The 16,479-nt window shown below is 63.0% G+C and carries 12 protein-coding genes; 11 read left to right on the plus strand and 1 reads right to left on the minus strand.

All coding sequences use genetic code 11. From position 1 onward, the window contains the following. Window positions 1–40: 40 nt before the first annotated feature. The 4 genes from ACLFLU_RS12175 (at window position 41) to ACLFLU_RS12190 (ending at window position 6,763) form a co-directional block, all read left to right on the plus strand. Window positions 41–2,905 carry an ATP-binding protein gene (locus ACLFLU_RS12175; RefSeq protein WP_426412421.1) on the plus strand — a complete coding sequence of 955 codons (2,865 nt, stop codon included), beginning with the start codon at window positions 41–43 and terminating at the stop codon, window positions 2,903–2,905. Between the two features lie 115 nt (window positions 2,906–3,020). Further along, on the plus strand, window positions 3,021–4,745 hold the full coding sequence (locus ACLFLU_RS12180) for a thiamine pyrophosphate-dependent enzyme (protein WP_426412422.1): 1,725 nt from the start codon (window positions 3,021–3,023) through the stop codon (window positions 4,743–4,745). A gap of 119 nt (window positions 4,746–4,864) precedes the next feature. Next, a complete protein-coding gene (locus ACLFLU_RS12185; RefSeq protein ID WP_426412423.1) occupies window positions 4,865–5,401 on the plus strand; it encodes a hypothetical protein in 537 nt (178 codons plus the stop codon). 210 nt (window positions 5,402–5,611) lie between these two features. Beyond that, a complete protein-coding gene (locus tag ACLFLU_RS12190; protein ID WP_426412424.1) occupies window positions 5,612–6,763 on the plus strand; it encodes an OpgC domain-containing protein in 1,152 nt (383 codons plus the stop codon). Between the two features lie 50 nt (window positions 6,764–6,813). Here ACLFLU_RS12190 and ACLFLU_RS12195 read toward each other — a convergent pair whose 3' ends face one another. Next, window positions 6,814–8,040, minus strand: coding sequence for an AraC family transcriptional regulator (locus ACLFLU_RS12195; RefSeq protein WP_426412425.1), 1,227 nt, complete (start codon window positions 8,038–8,040; stop codon window positions 6,814–6,816). A 240-nt stretch (window positions 8,041–8,280) separates the two neighbouring features. On the opposite strand from ACLFLU_RS12195, the gene ACLFLU_RS12200 reads away from it, so the two are divergent. The 7 genes from ACLFLU_RS12200 to ACLFLU_RS12230 all read left to right on the plus strand — a co-directional run bounded on the left by ACLFLU_RS12200 (window position 8,281) and on the right by ACLFLU_RS12230 (window position 16,400). After that, window positions 8,281–9,933, plus strand: coding sequence for a fatty acid--CoA ligase (locus ACLFLU_RS12200; RefSeq protein ID WP_426412426.1), 1,653 nt, complete (start codon window positions 8,281–8,283; stop codon window positions 9,931–9,933). Between the two features lie 111 nt (window positions 9,934–10,044). Then, window positions 10,045–10,455 carry a MaoC family dehydratase gene (locus ACLFLU_RS12205; RefSeq protein ID WP_426412427.1) on the plus strand — a complete coding sequence of 137 codons (411 nt, stop codon included), beginning with the start codon at window positions 10,045–10,047 and terminating at the stop codon, window positions 10,453–10,455. Further along, window positions 10,452–12,155, plus strand: a complete 1,704-nt coding sequence (locus ACLFLU_RS12210) for an alpha/beta fold hydrolase (protein WP_426412428.1) — start codon at window positions 10,452–10,454, stop codon at window positions 12,153–12,155. The genes ACLFLU_RS12205 and ACLFLU_RS12210 overlap by 4 nt, the downstream gene beginning before the upstream one ends. A gap of 67 nt (window positions 12,156–12,222) precedes the next feature. Continuing rightward, complete coding sequence (gene phaZ / locus ACLFLU_RS12215; protein WP_426412429.1) at window positions 12,223–13,083, plus strand: poly(3-hydroxyalkanoate) depolymerase; 861 nt, start codon at window positions 12,223–12,225, stop codon at window positions 13,081–13,083. A gap of 38 nt (window positions 13,084–13,121) precedes the next feature. Next, window positions 13,122–13,550, plus strand: coding sequence for a phasin family protein (locus ACLFLU_RS12220; protein ID WP_426412430.1), 429 nt, complete (start codon window positions 13,122–13,124; stop codon window positions 13,548–13,550). Window positions 13,551–13,580: 30 nt separating this feature from the next. Then, entirely contained in the window at window positions 13,581–14,798 is a 1,218-nt protein-coding gene (locus ACLFLU_RS12225; protein ID WP_426412431.1) for an acyl-CoA dehydrogenase family protein, read from the plus strand. 57 nt (window positions 14,799–14,855) lie between these two features. Next, entirely contained in the window at window positions 14,856–16,400 is a 1,545-nt protein-coding gene (locus ACLFLU_RS12230) for an acetolactate synthase large subunit (protein WP_426412432.1), read from the plus strand. Window positions 16,401–16,479 lie beyond the last annotated feature (79 nt).

The following is a 16,479-nucleotide window of genomic DNA, read 5'->3' on the forward strand; positions in this document are numbered from 1 at the left end:
GAACATCCAGGGAACGCACCCAAAGCCCGTGCCAATAGCCATGGCTGACGATCAGCTTCGTGGAAATCTGCTGTTTGGCCCCTTTGAGCTTTCGAGCCGGGAGAGGGTGCTTCGGCGCGACGGCGTGGCGCTGCCCCTCGGCAGCAGGGCCCTCGACATCCTGATCTACCTTACTGAACGTCCGGGTGAGGTGATCGCAAAGCAGGAGTTGATCGATCACGTCTGGCCGGACGTGACGGTCGAGGAGGGCAGCATCCGCGTCCACGTCGCCGCGATCCGCAAGGCGCTTGGTGACGGCCAATTCGGCAACCGCTACATCGCAAACATCAAGGGCCGGGGCTACTCGTTCGTCGGCACGGTGGTCCCACTCGGAAGCGCCACGGCAGGCAGGAACGGCAGGTCCCCGCACCAGGGCAGGCTTCCGGTCCGACCGATCACGATGATCGGGCGCGAGACGTTCGTCAGGGAGGTCAGCGACAAGCTCCGGGATGACCGGTTCGTGACGCTGCTCGGCCCCGGCGGCATCGGCAAGACCACCATCGCCCTGGCCGTCGGCTACGCCGTCGCCGCGGAGTTTGGCAGCGAGAGATATTTTGTCGATCTGGAGAGCCTCACCGATCCGAACCATGTTGCTGCAGCCGTCGCAGCCTCGCTGGGGCTTGCACTCAAATCGAAAGATCCCGGCCTGGAGCTGCTCGACCTGATCCGGTCGCGGAAGCTTCTCGTCATCCTCGACAGCTGCGAGCATGTGATCGATGCGGTCGCTTCGCTTGCCGAACAACTCTATCAGCAAGCCGAAACGATCCATGTTCTGGCCACGAGCCGGGAATTGTTGAAGGTCGAGGGTGAGCATTGCTGCCGGGTTCTCCCTCTCGACTTTCCGCCGGACGGCTCGGGGCAAACGGCAAATGCCGTCCTGCGCTATCCGGCAGTGCAGTTGTTCGTGCGGCGTGTGGCCACGCGATCAGGTCGCGTCGTTCTCACCAACAAGGAGGCGCCATTCGTCGCGGAGATATGCCGGAAGCTGGACGGGATTCCGTTGGCGATCGAGCTGGCCGCGGGCCAGGTTGCCGCTCTTGGCCTCAAGAACACGGCTGATCTCCTGGTGTCCCGGCTGGAATTGCTGAAGCTGAGTCATCGGACCGCAGTTGCCAGACATCGGACGCTCAAGGCGACCTTGGATTGGAGCTACGATCTGCTGTCCGACGCGGAGAGGGTCGTCTTTCGACGCATCGCTCCCTTCGTGGGGCATTTCTCCCTGGATGGCGCGCGGTCTGTCACGGGCGCGCCTGGTGTGGGCGCCGAGGACATTTTTGACGCGGTTGCCGGGCTGATCGAGAAGTCATTGATCGCGACGCGGATCGATGCCGCGCAGGCACAGTACCGGTTGCCGAACACGACCCGGGCCTACGCGCTGGCAAAGCTGGAGGAGCACGGCGAAGTCGACATGGTCTTCGGCCGGCATGCGGAATACCTCGCCGAGCATCTCGAAACGCTGAGGGGGGGTCTGTCAGGCCTGCCAGGCTCTGAAAGAGTTGCGGCCTATTCCGACCAATTGAGCAACGTCCGTGCTGCGCTCGAATGGAGTTTTGGGCCGCAGGGCGATGCCGAGATCGCAACGCGACTGGCCGCCGTTTCCACACAGGTGTTCCTGGAGCTGTCGCTGCTGATCGAATGCCAGGCATGGGCGGAACGCGCGATGGCAAGCCTGGGACATCCGCATCGCGACCCCCGCCGCGCAATGGAGATCTCTGCATCGATACCGCTGGCGATGATGCACACGGAAGGTAACGATCAACGCGTCCGGACCGCCTTTGTGAACGCGCTGGAGATTGCGATCGAGCAGGGAGATCTCCGCTACGAGCTGAGGATTCTGAGCGGACTTTTCACCTATTCGCACTGGACCATGGACATTCGGGGCGCGACCGATATCGCCGTCCGGAGCAAGACACTGGCGTTACAGACAGGGGATCACGACGACATGGCGCTGGCGGAAGCCATGCTGGCGGCCTCCGAACATCTGCAGGGCAATCACCTCGCCGCGCAACTGCATTGCGAATCGGGCCTCCGGCACCTGGCGTCCGGACCGCGTTCTCGAACGGAACTGTATCTTTTCCACTATACGAGCTTCCTGCTCGTCGGCATGGCACGCTCTCTCCTGTACAGGGGCCTGCTCGACCAATCGCTGGACTATGCAAGGCGCGCCAGAGAGGAAGGCAAAAGGTCAGGCAACCCCGCTACGTTTTGCCGATCGGTAGCGTTGGTGCTTCCTGTGTTTCTGGCCATGGCGGACCTGAGGCAATCGGAGCAGTACATCGGTGAGCTGAGTGAGCTCTCCGCCGCGCATTCCCTGATGCCGTATCGCGCCATAGCGGCCGGCCTGAAGGGTCAATGGCTGCTCCTTCAGGACAACCGCATCGAGGCGATCCAACTGCTGAAACAAGCTGTGGAACAGCTTCACGTCCAGCGTCACGAGATGCTGAATATGGATTTCACCTGCGATCTGGCTGCGGCTCTCGTGGACCTTGGTGAGCATGACGAGGCGCTGACCCTCGTGGTGAATGCAATCGCGCAACAGCAGCGCGCCGGCAAATTCCTGCACATGCCCGCCCTGTTCAGGATGAAAGGCCTCATCCTGGCCTCTCGATCCGCGGAGGATCATTCCGGCGCCGAAGCAAGCCTGCTGTCGGCGATCGACTGGGCCAAACGTCAGTCCGCCACCCTGTTCGAATTGAAGGCCGCGACGGACCTCGCCGGGCTGTTGCGCAAACAAGGGCGCTTGCCGGAAGCTTACGAATATCTCAGCGCGAGTCTTGATCGCATGCCGGCCGGAACTTCACCTGCCCGGACCCGCGCCGTGCAGATGCTCGGCCGGCTCCAGTCCGGAACCGAGGACGTCGGCTGAACGGTGCGCCATCCGCAGCCGTGCGCCGTCTGCGCAGCCGGGTTCAAGTCCTCGCATTCCGATCCAAGCCCCGACAGCGCAGTTGGGTGCACGCTGCGGCAGGAACGGTCACAGCATGGGTTATGTCATGGGCAAGCTGGTCGCGGATATCATTGTCGAGACCCTGCAAAGCGCAGGCGTCAAGCATTGTTACGGCGTCGTCGGCGACACCCTCAATCTGATCGCCCGCTCGCTCGAGAAGAGCGAGATCGAGTGGATATCGATGAGACATGAAGAGGCGGGGGCGTTCGCCGCGCAGGCGGAGGCGCAACTCGCCGATCGCCTGACGGCAGTTGCCGGCAGCTGCGGACCCGGAAGCCTGCATTTCATCAACGGGATCTTCGAGGCCAATCGCAACCGTGCGCCCGTCATCCTGATCGCAAGTCAGATCATTCGCGACGAATTGGGCTTCGATTTCATCCAGGAGGTCGACTTCAAGCAGGTCTACAGGGATTGCAGCGTCTTCTGCGACATGATCCATACTCCGGAACAGGCGCGCCGGAAGACGGTGATCGCCTGCCAAACGGCTCTGGCGAAACGTGGTGTTGCCGTTCTGATCGTGCCGGCGGATATCTCCGCCTCGACCGTGGATGACAACATTCCCTATGCGGTGCACGTGGCCAAGCCTGTCACGCGACCGAACGATGCGGATCTCGATGAGATCGCAGACATCCTCAACGCGAGCGAGAATGTCGTCCTGTATGGCGGTTCAGGCTGCCAGGGCGCACATCAGGAGATTCTCGCGGTCGCCGACAGGCTGAAGGCGCCGATTGCGCATACGTCGCGGGCGAAGGATTTTCTCGAGTTTGACAATCCCTACAACATCGGAATGACCGGGATGCTCGGCAACGAGGCCGGCTACCACGCCTTGCTGGACTGCGACGCGCTGCTGATGCTGGGCGCAGACTTTGCCTGGCGGCAATTCTATCCGGACAAGGCCAGGATCGTGCAGGTCGATATCGACCCGACCCATCTCGGACGACGTCATCCGATCACGAAGGGCGTCGTCGGCGATGTGAAGGCGACGATGGAGGCTCTGCTGCCGAAGCTGGTCGAGCGCTCCGACGCCTCGTTCCGAAGCGCGTATCTGAAGCGCTACGCGAAATATCGGGAAGCCGAGCGGGCCAAGGTTGCTGCCGGTCACGATGGCAGTATTCCCGGAAGCTATCTGACCCAGGTGATCAGTCGCCATGCGGCCAAGGATGCGCTGTTCACGGCCGACGACGGCACCCCGGCCGCCTGGGCCTATCGCCATATCGAGGCGAACGGGCAGCGCCGCATGTTCGCCAGCCTGCTTCATGGAACGATGGCCAATGGCATGCCGTCGTCCATCGGGCTCCAGAAGGCGGAACCCGGCCGGCAGGTCATATGCATGGCAGGCGACGGCGGGATTTCGATGCTGTTCGGCGACCTGATGACGGTCGTCTCACAGGAATTGCCCATCAAGATTGCCGTCTACGATAACGGCAAGCTCGGCTTTGTCGAGATCGAGCAAAAGGCCGAAGGCATGCTCGATACCTTCACGAAGTTGAAGAATCCGAACTTTGCCGGCGTAGCGCGCGCGTTGGGTCTCTGGGGGCAGACCGTTTCGAATGCGGACGAATTGGACACTGCGGTCAAGGACTGGCTGGCGCAGCCGGGACCGGCGCTTCTGCACGTGCACGTCAACCCGATGCAGCTTGTCATGCCACCATTCATGCAGGTCGAACCCGCAATCGGAATGGCGCTCTATTCCGCGCGTGCCGTCCTGCATGGTCGTGGCGGAGACGTCTGGGAGATGGTGAAGGAGAATTTCCTCTAGTCGAGGTCGCCGTCCCTCGGCAGCACTGTGGCTTCGCCGCACGACGCTGAGAGCGGCCAAGCATTGCCGTCATGGGTCGATCGAGATTGCCGAAACCGCCGGAGCCATCGGCTTTGCCCATGGCAAAGTATCTTGCGGTTGTCGGAGGCGTACTCGCCATTCTTCTGCTGATAGCCGGCTGGTCTTTGCCGGAGTTGCCGGACAGATTTTCCGATCGGCCGAACAGCACCGGCGCCGCCGCCATCCGGATTGCATCCGCGCGCCAATGGCCGGAGAAGGTCGTCCTGGATACCAGCCAGCCGACATTCTTTCCCCCATCCATCGATGTGGCGCCGGCCCGCGACCTGATCGAGCATCTGCCCGATGACAGGACGGATCAACCGGTCGTCGCCCCTCAGGCCGACGCGGCGGCGAAGCCGGATGTTCGGCCGATCATTGCCGAGCATCCGTCCGTGCGAGCCAGGCACAGGAGGTCCAGCGCAATTCGCTCGGTTCGCATGGCAAGAGTTAGCAGTCCCAATGGGCTCGAGGGACCGGCCCAGGCGTGCTGCTGGTTCGAGCCGATGGACAGGCGGGCACCATCGAGACCTGCCTCGCGCAACCACCTCGCGCGTCGTGACTCACGGACCGGATGGCATTTTCCGGAGGCGAACTGAAAATTGGGGCCGCTCTGCCAGCCTCGTCCCTTGTCGTTCTGCTGACCTCGCATCCAGCATGCGCACGATTGTACAATACGGGCAGTCATGGGGCAGCTACGCACGGCGACGACGTCGCAATGCTTTGGGGCACGCTCTAGATGCCGTAACCCGGGCGCGGCGCAGGCAATCGTCGGTGGAAGAGATGGGCAAAGCTTCGGTGCATTGACAATGAAGATTCTCGCGACGCTCCCGACCAAGGGCCGAGATCTCCGGCTCGACCTGTTCCGAGGTGTGGCAAATTGGGGAATCTTCCTCGACCATATTCCCAACAACATCGTGAACTGGGTGACGACGCGGAACTACGGCTTCAGCGATGCTGCGGATCTCTTCATCTTCATTTCCGGCTATACGGTCGCCTTCGTCTTTGCGCGGATGATGCTCGAACGCGGATTCATCATCGGCGCGACGAGGCTTCTGAAGCGGGTCTGGCAGATCTATGTCGCGCACGTCTTCCTGTTCGTGCTCTATCTCGCCGAAATCGGATATGTCGCACAGAGGTCTGGTAACTCCGGCTTCACCGACGACTTCAACATCAGGGGCTTCCTCGAAAACCCCGCGCAGTTCCTGTTCGAGGGGCTGATCCTTCGCTTCAAGCCGGTGAACATGGATGTGCTGCCGCTCTACATCGTGCTGATGGGCGTGTTCCCGCCGATACTCTGGCTGATGCTGCGCAGACCCAACATGACCCTGGCCGCTTCCGGGGTGCTCTATGTGGCGGCCAGGCACTTCGGCTGGAACCTTTCGGCCTATCCGACCGGCCTCTGGTACTTCAATCCATTCGCATGGCAGTTTCTGTTCACGTTCGGAGCCTGGTTTGCGCTTGGTGGATCGGGGCAGGCGATGCCGTTCATCCGGTCGCGTACCGCGCTGGTGCTCGGCATCGGCTATCTTCTGTTCGCCCTGGTGATGACGATGGCGGCCCGCTTTGACGAGCTGCGGTCACTGATCCCGCCGGAGATCTACGGCGCCTTCAATCCGAACGACAAGACCAACCTCGCGCCCTATCGCCTGCTGCACTTCGTCGTGTTCGCGTTCTTCGTGGTTCGTCTGCTGCCACGCGATTGGCCGGGGCTGGAATGGGCGATCTTTCGGCCCGCAATCAAATGCGGTCAGCAGTCGCTCGAAGTCTTTTGCTCCGGCATATTCCTGTCCTTCGCAGCACATGTCGTGCTCGTCGAGATTTCCGGCGCGATCTGGATGCAGGTCCTGGTCAGCATTGTCGGCATCCTGATGATGACCGCGCTGGCGTATTACCGTTCCTGGTCGAAGAACGCCGACAAGGTACCGAAGGCCAAGCCGGTTGTTGCAGTGGCAGGCTGAGAGGTGCCCCGGAGGCTGTGTCGTGCAACGATACTGGGACGGCACGCGGACTATTCTGCCCTGATGTCGCTTGGCGCCTTGTTCGTCCATCGATGGAACGCACGACGAAAGTTGGCGGCATCGCTGAATCCGAGCGCCAGCGCGATGTCGTCGTTCGAAAGCCTGGTCGTGCGGAGATACTTCACCGCAATCTGGGTCCGGAGCTCGTCCAGCAGTCCGCGATAGGAAAGACCCTGCTGGCGAAGCTTGCGGCGCAGGGAGCGGTCGTTCATGCCGAGTAGCCCGGCCGCCGCCGAGAAGGTTGGTGGGTTGGCAATATCCGCCAGCAGGAGTTCGCGAATCTTTCCGGCGATGCCGATTCGCAACGTCAAATCGTCGAGCAGGTTGTCGCATAGCGCGACGATCGCCGGATAGGTGGTCTTGTTGCCGAGAACTGCCTCCTGCTCCAGCCACGTGGAGCGGAAAACGATCTTGTTCGCGGGATTCGCGAAGCCAATGCGACATCGCAGCTCGTCTTTCGGAAAGCCGGCGTCTCCAGCATCCGGGTAGGCGAGGCAGATCTCGTCCGGAACGAACGCGGGACCCATGACGTCGCGCATCAGCGAGATGTGTATTCCGATCTGCATCTCGGTGATGAACCGATACAGTGCGGGATCCGTCGTGGCGTGCAGATGGGGCTCGATGGACCAGATGGCGGATCCGTTCTCCTCGCTGAAGCTGATCGCAGCCAAGGGCGCGGCAAGCATGTGGTACCGCATCGCGAACTGCATCGTCCTGCGAAAGTCGGGACAGCACAGGATGGCGAAGCCGTACATTCCGTAGGTGGAGATATGGATGGATGCACCGATCCGATAGGCAAGGTGCGGATCCCGCGAGAGCCGGACGGCATTCCTGCAGGCGGTCAGCAACTGCGTGAGCGAGATGCGGGCCTTCGAGGAATGCACCTCCGTCGCCGGCAGATTGACGTTCTTCAATATCTCGCTGGCCGGGTGGCCCTGGCTCATCAGCATGTCGAACAGCGCGGCAAGCTTGGTCGTTTCGTAGATTGGCTCGCGCAAGCCGACGATCGGCGATCCCTTCGCACCGTCCGAGTGCGGTCGTGAGGACGGGGAAGGATGATGTTGCCGAACTTTCTGCAATCGGGTCCGCCTTTGTACAGGAGCATCCGCGATGGGCATCATCCAGCCCGAGGTCTCGGCAAGGATAACAGCTTTTTGGATCGTCAGAAGCAATGCCGGGATTTTGCGACACGTCGGCCGCATGCCGCGCCGCCGCAAATCGCGAAATGAGCAGCTTTGTTCAAGAACGAATGCCGCGCTGGTCGTAACCTGTCCGTTCTGGACCCGGTTGATGTCCGTTTCGGACCTTCACAAACACCACGCGTCACGCGACGCTCGGTGTCCACGTCGGGTGATGGAATCGTCGTGTAAGGGACGACCGGCCGGGGCGATCCGCAGGTCATAATTGCGGACGTCGCGAGGAGCCGAGCGAGAGGCAACGTTTCGAGGGAGGCCGCCATGGTTGGAAGGCTGATCCAGGCCGCCAAATCCGCCTATCGATATCCCCTGATCCTCAAGCAGTTGTGGCATACCCCGCTGCTGCAATCGGCCGATCAGGAAATCGTTTATCGCGATCGAACGCGGCTGACCTATCGGCAGCTCGGAGAGCGCATCGCCCGACTCGCTTCCGCGCTGAAGCGGCTCGGTGTCGAGCCCGGCGATACCGTCGGCGTCCTCGACTGGGACAGCAACAGGTTTCTCGAGGCCTTCTTTGCGATCCCGATGATGGGGGCGGTGTTGCAGACGGTCAACGTGCGGCTCTCGCCCGATCAGGTCGCCTATACCATCGATCACGCCGGCGCCTCCACGCTGCTCGTCAACGACGAGTTCGTCGGCTTGCTGGAAGGCATCAGGCCGCAGCTCACGAAGATCAAGACGCTGGTCGTGATGTCGGATCGTCCTCGTCCCGAGACCGGAGGCCTGGTGTTTGCCGGCGAATACGAGAGCCTGCTCGCCGAAGCCTCGCCCGACTATGATTTTCCGGATTTCGACGAGGACACGCAGGCGACAACTTTCTACACCACGGGCACGACCGGCCTGCCCAAGGGGGTCTATTACAGCCACCGGCAGCTTGTGCTGCATTCGCTATGCGAGCTGGCGTTCTTCGGGATGGCGAGCCAGCAGGGCCGCTTCTCGCGCGACGACGTGTATATGCCGATCACGCCGATGTTCCATGTGCACGGCTGGGGCTTTCCCTGGGCTGCGACGCTTGCGGGCGTCAAGCAGGTCTATCCTGGGCGTTACGACCCCGCGATGCTCGTCAAGCTGATCAAGAGCGAGGGCGTCACGTTCACCCACGGCGTCCCGACCATCCTGCAAATGCTGCTGAACGCCGCCGCGGCGGCGAAGACGGACCTTGCCGGCCTGAAGATGGTGATCGGCGGCTCGGCGTTGCCGAAAGCGCTGGCGAAGCAGGCGCTCGCCGCGGGCATCGATATCTTTGCCGGCTACGGGATGTCCGAGACCGGCCCGATCGCCGCGGTGGCCCACGTCATGTCGCGCGACCTGAGCGGCGATCACGACCAGGAGGTGGAGTTCCGGACCAAGGCGGGCATGGCGGCCCCGCTGGTCGACCTGCGCATCGTCGACGAGGACATGAACGATGTTCCCCATGACGGCAAGTCGTCCGGAGAGATCGTGCTGCGCTCGCCCTGGCTGACGCAGGGATACTACAACAATCCCGAGGGCTCGGAGGAGCTGTGGGCCGGCGGCTACCTGCACACCAGCGACATCGCGGTGGTGAGCCCCGGCGGCTACGTCCACATCACCGACCGCCTCAAGGACGTCATCAAGACCGGCGGCGAATGGGTGTCTTCCTTGCAGATCGAGGACCTGATCACGCAATGCCCGGGCGTGAAGGAAGCGGCCGTCATCGGCGTCAAGGATGACCGCTGGGGCGAGCGTCCGCTGGCACTGGTGGTCAAGGAACCGGCGGAGACAAATGATGTCACCGATACAATCGTGAAGAGTCATCTCAAGGCGTTCGCCGACAAGGGCGTCATCTCGCGATACGGCATTCCCGAGAAGATCCTCTTCATAGACAGCATCCCCAAGACCAGCGTCGGCAAGATCAACAAGAAGGAGCTGCGCACGCGCTTCGGCGACATCTAGCCGCTCGATCCCGGTCGGCGAACAGCATCAAAGGAGGACAATTTGGGCAACCTCACCCTTGCCGGTTTGAGCGAACGAATTGGAACGGAGCTTGGCCTGTCCGAATGGGCCGTGATCGACCAGGCGCGCATCGACGCGTTCGCCTCCTGCACCGGCGACCATCAGTGGATTCATGTCGATGTCGAACGGGCGCGCCGTGAAAGTCCGTTCCGCGGTCCGATCGCGCACGGCTATCTGGCGCTGGCGATGGTGGCTCCGCTGTCGATGCAGATCGGCGTCATCCCCGTCGACGCCGCGGCCGGCCTGAACTACGGCATCGACAAGGTGCGCTTTCTCGCGCCGGTGCCGGCGGGTGCTCGGGTCAGGCTCCGCGTCGTTCTTGCCGGCGTCGAGTCGAAGGAGCGTGGCCAGGTGATCATGAAAACCCATAACACGCTGGAAGTCGAAGGGTCGGAAAAGCCGGCCCTGATCGCCGAGACGCTGGCGCTGCTGATTCCGGCGACGGAAGCGAGACAGTCATGAGTTCAGAACGCCCCGGCCCGATATCGTCGCCCGCGGAAGTATCCGAGGAGGCATCCAGGAATACGCTGGCACTCAATCCGCTCGTCGGAATCCAGGGCCAGGATCTGGTCGACAGCGCCGGCATCCTGTTCAAGGCGATCATCAACGAGCCGAAGGTCGCAACGGAACAGTGGCTGGCCTTCGTCGGCGAACTGGGCTCCATCGTCGCCGGCAAGTCCGAGCGCGCCCCGAAGGCCGGCGACAAGCGGTTCTCGGACCCGACATGGAAGGAGAGCGCGTTGCACAGCGGCCTGCTCAAGGCCTATCTGGCGTGGGGCGAGGCGGTCAATGGCCTTGTCGACAAGACCAGCCTCAGCGACATCGACAAGGCGCGCGCGCGCCTGGTCACCGAGATCCTGGTCGATGCCGTCGCGCCGACCAACGCGATGGTCACCAATCCCGCCGCGGTCCGCAAATTCGTCGACAGCGGTGGGCAGAGCCTGTGGCGTGGATTGAAGAACTATGTCGACGATCTCACCCGCAATCGCGGTATGCCGTCGATGGTGGACACCAGCGCGTTCAAGGTCGGTGAGAACCTCGCGGTCACGCCGGGCGCGGTCGTGCTGCGCAACGAACTGCTCGAGCTGATCCAGTACACGCCGATCACGGCGGCCGTCCGGAAGCGGCCACTGCTCGTGACCCCGCCGCAGATCAACAAGTACTACGCGCTCGATCTGTCTCCGGACAAGAGCCTGATCAGATTCCTGCTTGAAAGCGGCATACAGACCTTCGCCATCAGTTGGCGCAATCCGACGGAGGCGCATCGCGACTGGGGCCTGGAGACCTACGTCGCAGCGCTCGACGAGGCCGTCGACGCCGCGCGCGAGATCTCCGGCTCCGACGACATCTCCATGATGGGGTCCTGCTCCGGCGGCATCACGTCGACCGCCTATTTCGCAACGCTTGGCAGTGCGGCCGAGAAGAAGGTCAAGAACCTGGTGCTGGCGGTTTGCCTGCTCGACCCCAACTCGGCCGAGGAGAGTGCCTTCGGTTGTCTGATGACGCCGGAAACCATGCATGCGGCCAAGGAGACGTCACGGCTGCGCGGAATCGTCGACGGCCACGATCTCGCGCGGATGTTCGCCTGGATGCGGCCCAACGATTTGATCTGGAACTATTGGGTGAACAATTATCTGCTCGGCAACCAGCCGCCGGCCTTCGACATCCTGTACTGGAACGCCGATACGACGCGGCTGCCGGCGGCGCTGCATCGCGATTACCTGGACTTGTACTTCACTAATCCCTTCGTGAACGCCGGCAAGCTCGCGCTCAATGACAGGACGGTGGACATGAGCAAGGTGAAGGCCGACACCTATGTCGTCGCCGGCGTCACCGACCACATCACGCCCTGGAAGGGCGTGTACAAGACGGCCCAGATCCTGGGCGAAGGCACCACCTTCGTGCTTTCGAACAGCGGACATTTGCAAAGCCTGCTCAACCCGCCGACCAATCCAAAGGCCTCCTTCATGATCGGACCGGTTGGCACCGGTGCACCCGAGGCGTTTCAGGCTTCGGCCGAGAAGCGGAAGGGAAGCTGGTGGCTCGACTGGCGCGATTGGCTGCATGCCCGCTCGGGCGAGGAGGTGGTGGCACCTGCTTCGGCAGGCAGCGCGCGTCACCCGGCCCTTGGCGCCGCCCCGGGGACCTACGTCTTTGAATGACAATCTCACCAGCGGGGACCAGGCCGGACCGGCCACGGTCGCGAAGCCGGACGGGATCGAAGCCCGAATGATCACGATTGACGGTCAACTGCTTCAGGTCGCGATCAAGCATGGCAGCGGCCACGGGCCGCCGCTGTTGCTGTTCAACGGGATCGGCGCCAACTGGGAGCTGGCGAGGCCGTTCCTCGAAGCGCTCACGCGCACGACCACGGTCATCTTCGACGTGCCCGGCGTCGGCGGTTCGCCAAGGCCGCTGCTGCCATATCGCCCATCGACGCTGGCGCGGCTTGGGGCCGGGCTCGTTGGGGAGCTTGGCTATGCACAGGTCGATGTTGCCGGCGTGTCCTGGGGCGGCGGAATCGCGCAGCAATTCGCGCATCAATACCCAAGCCTGTGCCGGCGGCTGGTGCTTGCCGCGACGGCGCCCGGTTTCACCATGGTGCCGGCAAGCCCCTCGGTATTGTGGAAGATGGCGACGCCACGCCGCTACACCGACAAGAATTACATGAACAGGATTGCGGCGGACATCTACGGTGGCGCATTTCGCGACGACCCGTCATTGATCGGCCGGCATGCGACAGCGATGCACGGTGCGCGAAGCCTGGGCTATCTCTATCAACTTCTCGCCATGGCCGGCTGGACCAGCCTGCCATGGCTTTGGTCGCTGCCGCAGCCGACGCTCGTGCTGATGGGCAGCGACGATCCTCTCGTGCCTCCGATCAATGGTCACATCCTGGCGAGCCTGATCCCGAACGCCGAGCTTCGCATGATCGATGACGGCCACCTGTTCCTGGTGACGCGGCCCGCGGAAACAGCCGCCCTGATCGAGGCATTTCTGGCCGATGAGAGCAGGCAGATCGTGCCGTCATCCCTGCTGTCGCGAGCGGCCAGTTACGTCAAGAATCTTGTTCCGACGTCTGAGGGGTGAAGCCGCCAGTTCTAAGCACAACCACAAGGGAGGACATCATGACGGATACAGGCTCATACATCGACATGCTGAGGAAGTTCGGCAGCGATCTCGGTCTGCCGAAGCTGAACGTGGATGAGTTGCTCCAGGCACAGAAGAAGAATATCGACGCGCTCGGCGAAAGCGCGAAGTTGGCCGCGCAGGGTGCGCAGTCGGTGGCCCAGAAGCAGCGCGAGGTGCTTGAGGCGGGCCTCAGAGAGGCCGAAACACTCGCGCGCCAATACAAGCCGCTCGGCCAGATGCACGAGAACATCGCGTTGCAGACCGAATTCGCACGAAAGGTGTTCGAGATCGCGGTCGAGGGCGCGCGTGAAAGCGCATCGACCGCGAGGCAATCGACGACGGACGCGGTGAAGATCATCCAGGACCGCGTCAAGGAGAGCCTGGAGGAGATCCGCGCCAGCGTTCGCCCGAACAAGTCGGCCTGACGCCACCATCCGCGCACCAGGGAGGAGACCATGGCGAACCCGCAGGCGACAGGAACGGGACGGCCGGACTATGTGCCACCGCCGATCGACGGCGACTTCTACCGGATCGCGAACGTGCTGAGCGAAAGCGAGCGTGCTTTGCTCGGGCGCGCTCGCGCGTTCGCGGAAGGCGTCGTCGCGCCCGTGATCGAGGAGTATTGGGGGCGGGACGAATTCCCGTTCGCGATCGTTCCGAAGATGGCTGAGATCGGCATCGGCGGCGTCGGATATCAGGGCTATGGCGCGGCGGGCGGGAGCTGGCTGTTGAATGGCCTGGTCGCGATGGAACTGGCCCGGGTCGATGCCTCAGTCGCGACGTTCTGGGGCGTACACACTGGTCTGTCGGCGGGCTCGATCTATCTGTGTGGTGACGAACAGCAGAAGCAGCGCTGGCTGCCGTCGATGATGCGCTTCGAAAGCATCGGCTCATTCGGCCTGACTGAACCTTTGGTTGGCTCCGCCACATCGGGCGGCATGTTGACGACCTGCCGACGCGACGGCGACGTCTGGATCCTCAACGGCCAGAAGAAATGGATCGGAAACGCCACCTTCGCCGACATCAATGTGATCTGGGCACGCGAGGAGGGGACGAACCAGGTCAAGGGCTTTGTCGTCGGCAAGGACAATCCGGGCTTCTCGGTCGAGAAGATCAGGACCAAGATGGCGCTTCGCGTCGTGCAGAATGGGCTGATTACTTTGAAGGACTGCCGCATTTCCGAGGCGAACCGTCTCCAGAATGCCAACTCCTTCAAGGACACCGCCAAGGTTCTGCGCATGACCCGCACCGGGGTGGCATGGTTCGCGGTCGGTTGCCAGATGGGCGCCTACGAGCATGCGCTGCGCTACGCGACGGAGCGGATCCAGTTCGGACGGCCGATCGGCGGATTCCAGCTCGTGCAGGATCTCCTGGTGCGTATGCTCGGCAACGTCACGTCGACCCAGGCGATGATGCTGCGTCTCGCCCAGCTCCAGGACGAAGGCGTGATGCGCGACGAGCACGCGTCGCTGGCGAAGGCATTCTGCACCGTCAAGTGCCGCGAGACGGTCGGCTACGCACGCGAGCTGCTCGGCGGCAACGGCATCCTGCTCGAGAATCATATCGGGCGGTTCGTGGCCGATGCCGAGGCGATCTATTCCTATGAGGGCACTCGGGAGATGAACACGCTGATCGTCGGCAAGGCGATCACCGGGCTGAGCGCCTTCGTCTGACCAGACCGAAATCGAGGGGCATCATAGCAGGGGCGATCAACAGGACGGGGAACTGGCATGAATGGCGCGGAAAGTCTGTTGCGAACGCTGGTCGGATCGGGCGTCGAGGTCTGTTTCGGCAATCCCGGCACGTCGGAAATGCACTTCGTCGCCGCGCTCGACAGGGTCGAGGGCATGCGGGCCGTGCTCGGCCTGTTCGAAGGCGCGGTGACCGGCATGGCCGATGGCTATGGTCGCATGGCGGAGAAGCCGGCCGCGACCCTGCTCCATCTCGGACCGGGACTCGCGAATGGTCTTGCCAATCTGCACAACGCGCGCCGCGCAGCGACGCCGATCGTCAATGTCGTGGGTGACCACGCTACCTATCATGCGCAGTACGATGCGCCGCTCGCGTCGGACGTTCACGGATTTGCCCGGCCGGTCTCCGGCTGGGTGCACTCGTCGGCGAGCGCCAAGACCGTCGCTGCGGATGGGGCGCGGGCGGTGCAGGCCGCGCTGCAATATCCGGGTCAGATCGCAACGTTGATCCTGCCTGCTGACACGGCCTGGATGGAGGCCGATCGGCCGGCGCCAGCTTTGCCGAGGCCTACGGCGGTGACAGTTTCCGTCGAGGCGATCGACCAGGCGGCCGCGGCGCTCAAGTCAGGTCGCAGGAGCATGCTGCTGATCCGCGGAGCCGCACTCAGGGAACGCGGACTCGATGCGGCGGGTCGCATCGCCGCGACGACCGGTGCGCGGATCGCCTGCGATACCTTCGCGCCACGCTGCCAGCGCGGCGCCGGGCGCGTTGCGGTCGAGCGCATCCCGTATTTCGCCGAGCAGATCGTCGAGTTCATGAAAGGAACGGAGCAACTGATCCTGGTCGGCGCGAGCCCGCCTGTGAGCTTCTTCGCATATCCGAACAAGCCGTCCTGGTGTACGCCCGAAGACTGCAAGATCATCTATCTTGCGCATGCTCACGAGGATGGTCCGGCGGCCCTCGAGGCTCTCGCCGAATCCGTGAAGGCGGCCAGGCAGGCGTTGCATGTAGGTCCACTGAGCCGGCCCGATATTCCGGCCGGACCGCTCAATCCGCAGACGGCCGGGCAGGTCATCGCCCATTTCCTTCCCGAAGGCGCCATCATCTCCGACGAGGGCGCGACGGCAGGCGGAGGTATGCATCGATTCGCTGCGACGATCGCGCCGCACGACCATCTTGCCTTGACCGGCGGCGCGATCGGGCAGGGCATTCCGGTCGCCACCGGCGCCGCGGTGGCCTGTCCGGACAGGAAGATTGTCTGCCTCCATGGCGACGGCGGCGCGATGTACACGCTGCAGGCGCTGTGGACGCAGGCACGGGAATCGCTCGACGTCACCACGGTGATCTTTGCCAACCGGTCCTACGCGATCCTCAACATCGAGCTTGCGCGGGTCGGCGCTGGAGATCCGGGGCCGAAGGCGTTTTCGATGCTGGATCTGCACAATCCCGAGCTCGATTGGGTCAAGCTCGCGTCCGGCATGGGCGTGGAGGCGAGCCGTGCGACGTCGGTCGGGGAGCTTGCGAGCCAGTTCGCTAGCGCGATGATAAATCGCGGTCCCCGGCTGATCGAGGTCGTGCTGTAGTCGTACCGAGGGCAATCGGTTCCTCGCGGCGTTCGGTGCGCAACCTCATCTCGCCAAAGCCTTGCAGCCTCACCGATTC

The sequence above is a fragment of the Bradyrhizobium ganzhouense genome (genome assembly GCF_049949285.1).
In the GTDB taxonomy this organism is placed as follows: Bacteria; Pseudomonadota; Alphaproteobacteria; order Rhizobiales; family Xanthobacteraceae; genus Bradyrhizobium; species Bradyrhizobium ganzhouense.